Below are 12,561 nucleotides of genomic sequence, written 5' to 3'. Positions count from 1 at the left end.
AACTATAGAATTTGTAAAATAACGCACTATTTTTTTACTAAGGGGTTGTTATGTTTTTTGAGGGGTCAGAAAAAAAAGCTGAAATCTTAATTGATGGTAAACAGCTTTCTTTACTTATTGATATTGATAACGAATTTTGGTCAGAATTAGTCAATCGTAGCCAAGCCCAAATACTATCATCTATTCAAAATAAGCATTGCAAAGCCTTCTTATTGTCTGAATCCAGCTTATTTGTTTGGCGGGACAGAATATTAATTTTAACCTGTGGTGAAACACAGTTAGTGAAAGCGGTAGAATTTTTCATTCAAAAACTGGGTAAAAAAGTGATAAAACAGCTTACTTATCAGCGTAAGAATGAATATTTTGCTAATGCACAGCCAAGTTGCTTTGGCGATGATATAAAGTTAATTAATCAATATTTACCTGGTAAAGCATATCGTTTTGGTGAAATGGACAGTCACCATAACTATGTCTTTCACTTAGACAACGACTTTACTGCTGATACTGATGATATTACCTACGAGTTGTTGGCCTATCAAATAAGTGAACAAGCCTCAAAACATTTAACACAAGCCAATTTGTCCGGCCAAGAGATCCGTGATTTTTTATGTATTGATAAGATATTGCCAGGCTTTATTATTGACGATTTCGTGTTTTCTCCTTACGGTTACTCACTTAATGCGCTTAAAGAACAGCAATATTTAACCATTCACGTTACACCACAAATGGACAGCAGTTATATTAGTTTTGAATCAAATATAGATTTACTGACACTTGCACCAACACTCTTAGAGATATTGGCACCAAAATCTTTTGATTTAATGAGTTTTAATGAGCAAGCTTTTGAAGAAAAACTCATTACTTTAATTCCAGGCAAATACGTGAGTAAATCACGTGTTTGCAAAAAGCTTGATAATGGCTACTTAGTTAACTTTGCTAACTATATTTTGCCTCAAACAACCTTTGTTGAGCCAATTATGCTCAATATTTCAGGGGAAAACCATGCACTCTAATTTATGGGTAGAAGAAAAGTTCGAAGATTTCTTGGGCATTAAATTTAAGGTAGAAAAGGTGCTTTTCTCTGGAAAAAGTCAATTTCAAACTGTCGATGTTGTTGAAACAAAAGGCCATGGAAAAATGTTATTAAATGACGGCTTGATCATGGTCACCGAGCGTGATGAATTTGCTTACCACGACATGATAAGCCATGTGCCATTATTTGTTCACCCTAGTCCTAAAAATGTCTTAGTGATTGGTGGTGGCGACGGTGGAACGGCAAGAGAAGTTATTCGTCATAAATCCGTGAAAAAATGCACGATGGTTGAAATCGATGTTATGGTTGTTGATGCCTGTAAAGAGCACATTCCACAGACCTCTGCGGCACTTAATGATGAGCGTATCAATCTTATTATAGGGGACGGTGTTCAGTTTGTGAAAGACACGACTGAGAAGTTCGACGTTATTATTGTCGACAGCACAGACCCGATTGGACCGGCACAACCCTTATTTGGTGAAGCGTTTTATAAAGATGTTTTTAATTGCCTAGCGGATGATGGTATTGTTGTTTCACAGGGAGAGTCGTCATGGTACGCCATGGATATTCAACAATCACTGTTGAAAGTATTAAATAACGTATTTCCTAAAAGCTACTTGTATAGTTTTAGTAATTTAACTTATCCAGGGGGGTTGTGGAGTTTTACCTTTGCGTCTAAGCAATATCATCCCACGATCGATTTTAATCCTACGCGTGTTGAAAAATCAGGTTTGACCTTTGATTATTATAACGCACCTTTACACGCTGCTTCCTTTGCTTTGCCCAGTTTTGTGAAAAAGGGCTTAGTGGGGTTAATCGATAATTAGGCCGCTAAAAATTAAACCTTGTCTGCTGAACAATAGGTTACATTTATTATATGAAACGTCAGAAGACAAGTATTATTTAAAAGGAGTTACTTCTATTTTTCTTGGCTTTATAAATTATAAAAAATAGAGAAATGTCACTTTATAAAAACTTAAGTTATTCTATTTTTGGAGGGCAGATAAAATCATCTTATTAAAATAGGAGACTGCTTATCAGTACATCATTAAAATTAGACTCTTGTCATTTGTACAGGTATGATTTAAAAAAGAAAAAAAATTATCTAAGGTCATTATGATAACGCTTAAGTTTCGATTGCTTATGGTCATGTTTTTCTGTTCAGTATGCTTTGCTGAAACTGCTTTTAGCCAAACCCTTGTAAAAATTGTTAACCAAAATTATCTCCCACTACCTAATGCGGTCATTGAGTATGCGGTTCCCCAACCGCTTGTAAATAAATCGACTGAAGACCCTATCTATGTGATGGATCAAATAAACAAAGCGTTTGAACCACTTGTTTTAGTTGTTCCAGTTAATAGTTTAGTCAGCTTTCCTAATAGTGATGATATACGACATCATGTTTACTCTTTTTCACCCGCTAAAACATTTGAATTAAAATTATACGCGGGCAAACCTAAAAGTCCGGTTCGTTTTAATGATAAAGGTCTTGTTGTTATGGGCTGTAATATTCATGATGCTATGGTGGGATATATTTATGTCACTGATAAAGAAAATGCCTATGTGAGCAATAAAAAAGGTGAGGTGTTACTGCCGCGTACTTTAGCGTTAAATATGCAATTAAAAGTTTGGCACCCTAATAGCACTAAAGGTTTATCTCAACATACCTTATTGACTATTGACCAAAAAATGCTAGATGAGAATGACATTGTTATTGTAATAAGTGTTAACACACCCGAACCAAGAGACAGTTTTGAAGAGTTAGCTTTTCATGAGCACTAGGTTTAGCTTTAAAGCACAAATCACTTGGTTATTAACCAGTTTAATTTTATTAACCGTGATTTTTTTAACGGGCAGTAATTGGTTTCGATTTGCTGATTATGCAGAAAACCAAATTGAACGCCAAATGTATTTTGCTCAAAATGTACTTGAGCAAACGCTGAGATCACAAGAAAAAGTGTTAACGACAACAGCAAGCGTTTTAGCTGCTGATTTTGGTTTTAAACAAGCCGTAGCGACCCGCGACAAAAAGACGGTAGAGAGCGTACTTCTTAACCACGGCAAACGTATCAATGCTGATTTGATGTTAATACTCGACTTAGAAGGCAAGCTATCAACGACCAGCTCATTACATTCTTTGGATACTAAGACTATTGAGAGAAATATCAACAAACTTCCTTTTAGAGAGGTGCATGCTCAAATTCTTAGTATCGAAAATAAAGTTTTTCAAGTCATCGTTGTCCCTGTTAAGGCGCCGAGAGTTATTGCCTATACCGTGATTGGCTTTGAATTTGATCAAATAGCCTTATTGAAACTTAAAGAATTAATCGCTTTAGATTTAACTCTAGTACAAAATAATCTGCTTATTGATTCAAGTATTGATGATAAAGATATTATAAAAAAATTGTTAAAAGGCTACCAGCAAACATCTCCTAATTTACTCCTAACCCGTTCTGATTATTTTCACAAAACAATTAGTTTCGGTGGCTCTAAAGATGTAAGAGCGACGTTGTCTGCTTCTTTAACACAGATTCAGAGTGACTTTAATCGTTTGATTTACTCTATGTTAATTATCGCTATGACTGTGATCGTGATTGCCATTACTTTATCTCGTCTTTTATCTAGAGGCTTATCTACCCCGTTGCACATTTTAATGGAGCTAACCAAAAAAATTGGTCGTGGTGAACTTAAGGTGCCTACATTAGCTAAGCGTTTGCCTGTTGAATTTAGTGAACTTTATCAAGGGTTTTCAGTTATGGGGGCCGCTATTGAAAACCGTGAACAAGCTATCCTTTATCAAGCAGAACGCGATGTACTAACGGGTTTGTATAACCGTCATAAAATATTAAATATTATTGCTGACTCCTTTGAAGAAAAGATCAACTTAGTGGTTATTACTCTTAACATTAAGGGCTTTAAAGCCCTTAATGACACAATTGGTCTCAGTAATGGCGATAGTCTATTGAAAGATATCGCTGCTCGCATCATTGTTTTTATTGAAAAGTCAAACCAAGTCTTAAAAGACGATACTATGGCAGCAAGAAGCAATTCAGATGAGTTTTTAATCGCTATTCCAATTAATGATACAAATGAAATAAACCATTTTATTGAATTATTACAACGTGAATTAAACCGACCCTTTTGGCTTGATGATATTAAAATTAATTTGTCACTTTATTTTGGTGTCGCCAATTCACTTGATCATGGGATTGATGCTGAACGCTTGATCAGGCGCTCAACTATGGCCGTTTCTTTAGCTTATCAAGAGCAGGTTTCGTTAAGGTTTTATCAAGAAGGCGAAGATGAAAACTATCTTTATAAGTTGCGGTTAATTGAAGAGTTAAAAGGTGCACTTGAAAGTGAAGTCAGTCCGCTCTTTATGAATTACCAACCGAAATTAAATATGAATACCGGCAAAATTGATAAACTTGAAGCCTTAATTCGTTGGATTAACAAAGAGGGGAAATTTGTAAACCCTGAATTATTTATTGATTTAGCTGAAAAGGCGGGCTTAATTGTCTCGTTAACTCGCTGGGTAATTTTACAGGTTATTCAGCAAATGGAACAATGGAATAAAATGGGATACCTCTTTAAGGTTTCGATTAACTTATCTGCCCAAGATATTCAAAATGAACAATTTGTCGACTATTTACTTACCACAGTGAACAATCATGACGTCGCTACAACACAAATAACACTGGAATTAACAGAGCGAGATATCGCCGAAAATGAAGCACTAGTGATTGCACGTTTATCACATTTAAAATCACTGGGTTTTACTATTTCAGTTGATGATTACGGTATTGGTCAATCTTCACTAGCTAAATTGAAAAGCTTGCCTGTCGATGAATTAAAAATCGATAAAACATTCATTTTAACATTAGAGCAATGTCAGAAAGATCAAGATATCGTCGCCTCAACTATTTCTCTAGGCCATAAACTTGGGCTGAGTGTTGTTGCTGAAGGTGTTGAAAATAAAGCAAGCTTAATGTTACTCAATGACTTTAAGTGTGACTATGCACAAGGTTATTATTTATCGAGACCAGTTAGCGCTGAACAATTTATTGAATGGTATAAAAGCTATGAATCGCCGCTTTAGTTTTAGCTTACTGCTATTAATGTTACTGCCAATAGTGAGTTTTGCTAATGGTAAGATATTAGCAACCCCAGGTGTTTCTCAAGTAGAGGGCTCAGGTGGTGGCGGTTTAGTTCCTTGGGCTCAATTAGCAGGTTATGCAACAGAAGATGAATTAGCCTTTTCTGCCTTTTGTACACAAGCTAATGTGAAGGATTTTCAATTAAACAGTTGTGGTGGTCAGGTTAATTTTTATGATCGCTTAGAGGTCTCTTTTGTAAAACAACACTTTGATGTAGAGCCTTTGTCATTAACACTGTCTCAAGATATTCTGGGTCTTAAATTAAGATTATATGGTGATTTGCTTTATAGCACTTGGCCACAATTATCAGTAGGTATTCAGCAAAAATCACTAAGAACCGCTGATGTTGCTTTTTCATTAGGCGCCAAAGACGATACAGGAACCGACTTTTATTTAGCGGCAAGTAAACTACATTTAGGCCTTTTAGCGGGTTATAACGTATTGTGGAATGTCTCTTTACGATACACACAAGCCAATGAAATGGGACTGCTCGGATTTAGCGGACCTAATGGTAATGGCGCGTTACAAACTGAAATGTCTGTGGCGGTATTATTCAATAAACATATTGCTGTAGGTACTGAATATCGACATAAACCTGATAATTTAGGGCTTAAAGAGGATGACTGGCAAGATCTTTTTTTGGCATGGTTTCCAAATAAATACGTGAATGTTACTCTCGCTTACCTTGATTTAGGTACTCTTGCGGGATTGTCGGATCAAAAAGGTTGGTATTTGTCGTTGTCAGGATCCTATTAATGTCTAAATATTTTAGCACTGTTATTTTTGTCTTCGCTTTGCAACTATGCTTGGGTTGCAGCAGCCAACGAGTAGAACAACGTGAGGCGCTTTATGCTGAAATTGGTGGTCATGAAGGTTTAGAAAGCCTCGTTGATGCGTTTGTGCAAAGAATTGTGAAAGATAAAGTCATATTGCCTTATTTTGCTAAGTCGAGCGTCAAACATTTCAAGCAAGGTTTTATCAATCATTTATGTGGGTTGGTAAACGGGCCATGTGAATATAATGGCGATAGCATGATTGATATTCATACCGGCATGAATATTAATGAAGGAGACTTCAATCGTGTGGTTGAACTACTGATACAGGCTATGGAAGATGTTGGTATTCCTTACTCATCCCAAAATAGAATACTCGCAAAACTAGCTGTTTTCAGAGCTGAAATAATAAAAATATAATATTGTCTTTAGTTTTCCCTCAACATTCTCAACTTTATTTGCTGTCTCACCCAAAATTATTTGTGTTTAGTTTCAACAGCGTTAATCAACACATGTATATAAACAGAAAATAAGCAAACATAATGATGTTAATTATGTAATTGCAAAGGTAAAATTGACCTAATTGTGTCAACAGTCACTTTATGTTGTCTTACCAAAGGTAGTTAAAATTTTATGGATTATTTTGAACAGTTAGGTGTAAGTAGAGTATCAACGACCATCGAAATTAAAAAAGCTTATCGAAAACTCGCTAATAAATATCACCCAGATAGAAACGACAATATTGAAGCTAAAGAAAAATTTCAGTTAATTCAAAAAGCCTATGATGTTATTTCTGATCCCAAAAAACGGTCGGTATACTTAAAAAGTAACTATACCGTGATAACAGATCCGCGAGAAATTGCTGATTCTTTTTGGCAAAGTGCTTTTAACTAAGCGTAAATGAGTGCTCAATGAGCCCCTCTCTTAGACTTTCTATTAGGAAATATGAATGCAATCCCAAACAAACTTACCGGATTATTTAACGGATGATTTTTCTATGTATTTAGAAAATATGAATTCATTAGACGATCCGGAAAACCCTGATTTATTATCAAATTATTTAACAAGTCTCTTTGAACAATTGCAGCAAATGCCCTTATTATTTAATGGTATGGTTGACCAACTAGCGATGGCGATATCAACCAAGATCAGAATTGATAGCAAAAACCTGTCAACACTTGAACTGGCAGATGAACCTTCTTGGGCGGAAATTAAACCTTTTGTTGGCGTTCATGCTGATGCTAGAGCTTGTATTACCGAAATAATGACCCACGCAGAAGAAGACCTAAAAACAGCTATTTTGCTCATCCATTTTTATAACCGTTATGATGCAACACCTTTAAAAGCTGAAGAAGATGAATATGCTCAAGTCGATGATGATGAATCTAATGACTATGATGAAAATTACTAAGCGAGATAAATATAAAATTCTATAAAAGCAGAATTTTATATTCATAAATTTATTTGTACTATATATAAGTTTTAAGGAATAACCTTGACAAAAAATGCATTAATTCTAGCGACAGACATTATCGAACAAGCACAATACAGTGGCAGACGTGCGGGTACCTCTTTAGAAGCGATTGCCTCTGAACAGGGCGACGAAAAAATGCTTGCGGTATTAACAGAAATGGACATCTTAACCGTAGCAAAAATTGTCAGAGAGCACGATGCGACTATTCCGTCTATTGCAACATGGTTAATGGATGCCGAATCAATTAAACAACTCTTAAATGTAGAGCCATCGTATTGGCAAAATATGGATGAAGAGCATGTTTTTTGTGCGCAAACAGAAGCGCATAGTTTATTAACACAAATATTTCTTTCTTCAGATGACGAAGAAAAGCAATTAGAAGTATTAAACGCGATAGTTGAAGATGACTTTGGTCTTTTATATTTATCTTTGCCCTTTATCGGTCATGACTTTTCAGAATTAGAAGAAGATGAAGAGCAAACATCAGGGAGCATTGAAGAACTGTTAATGAAAATAAAAACGCTAAGTGAAGAAGCTTATCGTGAAGTCATGACGGTTAGTACAAATGGAACACTCGAAAACATTGAAAATGCGTTAAAACAAAATGCGAACAAACAACGAGTAACTGCTGTTGAAATGGACACCGACGATATGTTTGCACCGCTCTAACTTGCCAACAAAAACCGTATTATTTAATCTATATGAACCGCTTTAATTGATTGGAATTCATCAATGAACATTGCAGAGTTAAGAAATTATCCGTTTTTACTTTTGGTATTAAGAGACGGAGAAAGTGACGGCTTTTTTACGCCTGAATTTATGCATAAAACCAAACAACAACTATCTGATATGTCATTAAGAATCGCTTCTGATAATCTATCGATAATTTATGCTGATCAAATAAAGAAGGGCTGTGAAATTGTTTTGGGTATGAGTAACTTAGGCTTATTAGAACTGTGTGATAACGACACAGATAAAGCTAAAGACATACTAAAAACTCAAGGTATTGTATATTGTTTTAGAGCCGGCTGGGCAAAGTATGCTCAATTAAAGACAATATCGCCCTCCTACTTTGAAGAAATATCTATCCGGAGTTATGCGCTCGGTATTAACGATACTTCTGATATAAGATTAATGCACAGGACCTTTGTTAATGAAGGCTATCAAAGTGCAAAGCTTCTGCAAGTTTATAAAAGTATAGCAGCAGACTTTTCAGCAAATACCTTACTTATCGATGATGATGAAGACGTTTTGTTGTTTGAATTGCAAAAGTTTTTAAATACTGCAATTTCATTATTACTTATTGATTCAGAAAGAAAAGTCTTCACTAGTAGCTTGTATGAACAACTGAATACTTATCTGACGCATACCGATAAAAAGGTGTTATTAGCCAAAGTGGAGGCTTGCATTGCCCGCTTTACAGAACAACTACCAATTTCAACAAAAAGTTATTTGCAGGATATTAATTTACTCAGCTTTACTGAGCTAAAGGGGATTATTGACCAGCAAGAAAATATTTCTATTTATATCCAAGAAATATTAGAACTGCCTATCACCCTAGCAAATGAGTTGAATGGCGATTTTGACGGTGGTTATGACTTCCACGCTGATGATGAAGATGATATTGCTTATTTAAGACCTGATGCTTCATAATAAGGCCTTTTCGTTGTTAAAAAGGCGAATTTGTTAAACGTTACTTATGAAATTATATATCACTTTAAATTGTTCACTTACCTGTTAACGCTTGGTCATAAGTAAAAATATCTTAACAATAAAAAGCCTGATAAATAAATTATCAGGCTTTTTTAATAAGACCACGTTATCGTTAACTTAAAAGCTTAGAAACCACATTGCTTACCTTTATTTTTTTCTTTTAACCAAACGTGTAATGGATCAAAGTAGTCAAGTACAGCAGTTGCATCCATTTGTTCACTCCCCGTTAAAACTTTATAAGCTTCTTGCCAAGGTTGGCTTGAGCCCATTTCTAATACGGTATTAAGTGCTTTGCCGGCTTCTTTAGAGTTGTAAATTGAACAGCGATGAATAGGGTCGGTATTACCCGAAACTTCACAGAGTGCTTTATGAAATTCAAACTGCTGAATATGGGCGAGGAAATAACGGCTATAAGGAACGCCACCAGGAACATGATATTTTGCACCCGGATCAAAAGCATTCGCTTCACGCGCTATCGGTGCGGCTACACCCTGGTATTTTTCACGCAACTCCCACCAAGCAGTATTGTAATTTTCAGGTGTTATTTCACCTGAGTAAACTTTCCAACGCCATTGATCAACCATTAAACCAAAGGGAATAAAGGCTATTTTTTCTAGTGCCATTTTCATTAATAAGCCAATATCTTTTGATTCATCAGGAATAGTATCAATTAAGCCTATTTCTTTTAGATATTTAGGGGTAACAGAAAGTGCAATGGTATCGCCAATTGCTTCATGGAAACCATCGTTGGCACTATTTTGGAAATAAACAGGTTGATCTTTATATGCTCGCTGGTAGAAGTTATGTCCAAGTTCATGATGTATGACATTAAACTCTTCACCTGTTTTTTGAATACACATTTTAATACGTATATCATCTTTAGCATCAAGATCCCATGCCGAAGCATGGCAGACAACATCACGGTCTGCTGGTTTGGTAAAGAGTGAACGTGTCCAGAAAGTTTCAGGTAATTCATCAAACCCTAACGAGGTAAAAAAGGTTTCCGCGCCTTTTACCATGTTAATTTCGTCATAGTCTTTAGCGGCTAGTTGTTCAGTAACATCATAACCAGGATCTGCATTTTCAGGAGCGACTAACTCGTAGATGTTGCCCCAAGATTGTGCCCACATGTTACCTAATAAATGTGCAGGGATCGGTTGGTCTTGTGGGACTTTATCTGCTCCATAAGTTTTTGCAAGTTCGCCGCGAACATAACAATGTAAGTCATCGTATAAGGGTTTTACTTGTCCCCATAAGCGGTCAAGTTCCTTAGCAAAATCGTCAGCAGGCATATCATAATTTGAACGCCACATAGTGCCTAAGTCTTTATAACCTAAACCTTGTGCTCCTTCATTGCCTAATTCCGATTGACGGATAAATAATGGTTTCATGTCGGGGCTAATAGTGCGCCAGCCTTGCCACATTTCGAGTAATTCGTCGTAATCACGTGAAGTTGCCATTGTTGACGTCATTTCACCTAAGCTTAGCGTTTTACCGGCTTTCGTTGTGTAAGTACCTTTACCGTACATACCACCGAGTTCTGAACCAATTTTTGCAAGCTCAGCAGATTTCTCCGAATCTTGTGGTGCGGGCATTACTAAACTTTGTTTTAAGGTATTTAATTTTCTTCGTTGATTTTCTGTTACCTCAATATGATCAAATTTAGCTGCAGACATAGCAAAACGAACGCCCGCTTCTGTTGATTTTTGATTTGCGGCTGCTGAAAGTGCTGCAGTATCATCGGTAATGAAATTTGAATAAATCCATTCTGCGCGGCTGCCTTCAATACCCAAGGCTATTAATTCTTTTTCGGTAGCGATAAGAAATGCATCCGCGTCTTTTGCCGTCAATACGGGCGCAACCTGCTTTGGTGTTTGCTGAGTTTTGCTTGTACTTTCATTGTTGCAAGCGCTAAGCGATGCCAGCACACATAAGGCAATACTCGTTTGTTTAAATAGCTTTATCATAAACGTCTTATTTTTATTATTAATGGAGAGTGGAGGGGAGTATATAAAATTGTGCAGAGGGCTTAAAGCTTTACGATTAAAAAATCGTGGTAAACTTTAGATAAAAGAAAGCACTAAACGTTTTCACGCTCAGTGCTTTGTATACCCTTCTACTTTTTTATTATCCACTTTAAAAAGCTTAACTGAAAATTTTCACATAGAATTTTAGATTTTTATTCACCACCACAGGCAGCCAGTAAACAAGATAGGTTTAAGGCGATTAACGGTAACGTTTATATATTATTATTGCTTTAATTCATAAAGTGCTCAGACCGAATCCACCTATAATACCTGCACAGTAATAAATCAAGATCAAATACTTGTTGGCTTGAAATTTAAACAAGTACTTCGTTTGAGTTGAAAAAAAGATACAGAGATTTATCCATGATAAGTAAAACAAATTTTACATGGTGCTAGATCAATTTCAGGTCTGTAAATTGTTGTGTAAATGCATTGAACTGTATCTCAATTAAAAAATAAGAAAGCTAGACCAATAAACCGTGATGTAATCGGCCACTTTCTAAACAGTAGATAATGATGAGGTTCTTGATGTTTTTTACTGTTTATATATTATAACGAATAGTGAGTTTTACAATGAATCATACTATTTTATTGAATTTTAAGAATAAAATTTGTATTCGAGATTCATTGTTGCGTTATTTCAAACGCTTGTTTAAACTGTGCTTAAATTAGTATCAAATATTTCATTCAGATGTGGTTAAAAGGTATTGTTAGAAGATGAGTACAAAAAATAAAATTCTAGACGCAGCTGAAAGCTTATTTGCAACACAAGGTTTTAATGGCACTTCATTAAGAGAAATAACCAGTCAAGCTGAAGTTAATTTAGCGGCAGTTAATTATCATTTTGGTTCAAAAAAAGAGCTAATAAAATCGGTAATGTCCCGTTATATGAATGAACTTTCACCACGTTTAGAGTCTGCTCTTGTTGAAGTATGTAAACGTGACAATTTGAATTTACTCGAAGTGTTTTCAGCCTTTATCGAACCTTTATTATCATTAAACGATTTTAAAGAAAATGGTACGAGCAATTTTCTGCAACTACTTGGACGAGGTTATAGCGATAGCCAAGGTTTTCTCCGCTGGTTTTTAACGACTCAGTACCCAGGTGTGATTAACAATTTTGTAAAGGCTGTTCAAAAAGCTTATCCAGAATTAACGGCTGAAGAAATGTTTTGGCGCTTACACTTCACCATGGGAACGGTGGTATTTACGATGTCATCTAGCGATGCTTTAATTGATATTGCAAAAAGTGACTTTGATAAAACGATGGATATTGCTGGCGTTATCAAAAAAGTGATCCCCTATGTTGCAGCAGGTGTTTCTGCACCATTACTTTAAAGATCTATTTCTTCTTTTTAATAGGATAGTTCAACATCAAGCTTTG

General features: G+C 35.7%; 12 protein-coding genes. 11 read left to right on the top strand and 1 reads right to left on the bottom strand.

The features are described from left to right. Positions 1-50 precede the first annotated feature (50 nt). The 10 genes from H4J73_RS01605 to H4J73_RS01560 all read left to right on the top strand — a co-directional run bounded on the left by H4J73_RS01605 (position 51) and on the right by H4J73_RS01560 (position 9,090). Positions 51-1,013 carry an adenosylmethionine decarboxylase gene (locus tag H4J73_RS01605; protein WP_182223271.1) on the top strand — a complete coding sequence of 321 codons (963 nt, stop codon included), beginning with the start codon at positions 51-53 and terminating at the stop codon, positions 1,011-1,013. Further along, the gene (gene speE / locus H4J73_RS01600; protein WP_182177850.1) at positions 1,003-1,860 is read left to right on the top strand and encodes a polyamine aminopropyltransferase; all 858 of its coding nucleotides are present in this window, start codon (positions 1,003-1,005) and stop codon (positions 1,858-1,860) included. The genes H4J73_RS01605 and speE overlap by 11 nt, the downstream gene beginning before the upstream one ends. A 289-nt stretch (positions 1,861-2,149) precedes the next feature. Continuing rightward, on the top strand, positions 2,150-2,815 hold the full coding sequence (locus H4J73_RS01595; protein WP_182223272.1) for a methylamine utilization protein: 666 nt from the start codon (positions 2,150-2,152) through the stop codon (positions 2,813-2,815). Further along, positions 2,805-5,132, top strand: a complete 2,328-nt coding sequence (locus tag H4J73_RS01590) for an EAL domain-containing protein (protein ID WP_182177854.1) — start codon at positions 2,805-2,807, stop codon at positions 5,130-5,132. The genes H4J73_RS01595 and H4J73_RS01590 overlap by 11 nt, the downstream gene beginning before the upstream one ends. Beyond that, entirely contained in the window at positions 5,116-5,946 is an 831-nt protein-coding gene (locus tag H4J73_RS01585; protein WP_182177856.1) for a DUF3034 family protein, read from the top strand. Before H4J73_RS01590 ends, H4J73_RS01585 begins: the two co-directional genes overlap by 17 nt. Further along, positions 5,946-6,383 (top strand): group 1 truncated hemoglobin, encoded by a 438-nt coding sequence (locus H4J73_RS01580; RefSeq protein WP_182177858.1) that lies wholly within the window; start codon positions 5,946-5,948, stop codon positions 6,381-6,383. The genes H4J73_RS01585 and H4J73_RS01580 overlap by 1 nt, the downstream gene beginning before the upstream one ends. 213 nt (positions 6,384-6,596) lie before the next feature. After that, on the top strand, positions 6,597-6,857 hold the full coding sequence (locus H4J73_RS01575) for a DnaJ domain-containing protein (protein WP_182177859.1): 261 nt from the start codon (positions 6,597-6,599) through the stop codon (positions 6,855-6,857). A gap of 55 nt (positions 6,858-6,912) precedes the next feature. After that, entirely contained in the window at positions 6,913-7,374 is a 462-nt protein-coding gene (locus H4J73_RS01570; RefSeq protein WP_182177860.1) for a hypothetical protein, read from the top strand. 84 nt (positions 7,375-7,458) lie between these two features. After that, on the top strand, positions 7,459-8,106 hold the full coding sequence (locus H4J73_RS01565; protein ID WP_182177861.1) for a hypothetical protein: 648 nt from the start codon (positions 7,459-7,461) through the stop codon (positions 8,104-8,106). A 63-nt stretch (positions 8,107-8,169) separates the two neighbouring features. Then, positions 8,170-9,090 carry a hypothetical protein gene (locus H4J73_RS01560; protein WP_182177862.1) on the top strand — a complete coding sequence of 307 codons (921 nt, stop codon included), beginning with the start codon at positions 8,170-8,172 and terminating at the stop codon, positions 9,088-9,090. Between the two features lie 185 nt (positions 9,091-9,275). Here H4J73_RS01560 and H4J73_RS01555 read toward each other — a convergent pair whose 3' ends face one another. Then, the gene (locus H4J73_RS01555) at positions 9,276-11,117 is read right to left on the bottom strand and encodes a M2 family metallopeptidase (RefSeq protein ID WP_182177863.1); all 1,842 of its coding nucleotides are present in this window, start codon (positions 11,115-11,117) and stop codon (positions 9,276-9,278) included. 777 nt (positions 11,118-11,894) lie between these two features. Here H4J73_RS01555 and H4J73_RS01550 point away from each other — a divergent pair. Then, a complete protein-coding gene (locus tag H4J73_RS01550; RefSeq protein ID WP_182223273.1) occupies positions 11,895-12,515 on the top strand; it encodes a TetR/AcrR family transcriptional regulator in 621 nt (206 codons plus the stop codon). Positions 12,516-12,561 lie beyond the last annotated feature (46 nt).

It is taken from the genome of Colwellia sp. MB3u-41, assembly GCF_014076845.1.
Classification (GTDB): domain Bacteria; phylum Pseudomonadota; class Gammaproteobacteria; order Enterobacterales; family Alteromonadaceae; genus Colwellia_A.
Note: the sequence above shows the minus strand (reverse complement) of the source record. Positions and strands in the feature narration are given on the sequence as shown.

Bases quoted from the DNA above. Each gene is read 5' to 3' on its own strand.
- H4J73_RS01555 (WP_182177863.1), bottom strand. From the start codon at position 11,117: ATGATAAAGCTATTTAAACAAACGAGTATTGCCTTATGTGTGCTGGCA.
- H4J73_RS01585 (WP_182177856.1), top strand. From the start codon at position 5,116: ATGAATCGCCGCTTTAGTTTTAGCTTACTGCTATTAATGTTACTGCCA.
- H4J73_RS01550 (WP_182223273.1), top strand. From the start codon at position 11,895: ATGAGTACAAAAAATAAAATTCTAGACGCAGCTGAAAGCTTATTTGCA.
- H4J73_RS01590 (WP_182177854.1), top strand. From the start codon at position 2,805: ATGAGCACTAGGTTTAGCTTTAAAGCACAAATCACTTGGTTATTAACC.
- H4J73_RS01570 (WP_182177860.1), top strand. From the start codon at position 6,913: ATGCAATCCCAAACAAACTTACCGGATTATTTAACGGATGATTTTTCT.
- H4J73_RS01595 (WP_182223272.1), top strand. From the start codon at position 2,150: ATGATAACGCTTAAGTTTCGATTGCTTATGGTCATGTTTTTCTGTTCA.
- speE (WP_182177850.1), top strand. From the start codon at position 1,003: ATGCACTCTAATTTATGGGTAGAAGAAAAGTTCGAAGATTTCTTGGGC.
- H4J73_RS01605 (WP_182223271.1), top strand. From the start codon at position 51: ATGTTTTTTGAGGGGTCAGAAAAAAAAGCTGAAATCTTAATTGATGGT.
- H4J73_RS01575 (WP_182177859.1), top strand. From the start codon at position 6,597: ATGGATTATTTTGAACAGTTAGGTGTAAGTAGAGTATCAACGACCATC.
- H4J73_RS01560 (WP_182177862.1), top strand. From the start codon at position 8,170: ATGAACATTGCAGAGTTAAGAAATTATCCGTTTTTACTTTTGGTATTA.
- H4J73_RS01580 (WP_182177858.1), top strand. From the start codon at position 5,946: ATGTCTAAATATTTTAGCACTGTTATTTTTGTCTTCGCTTTGCAACTA.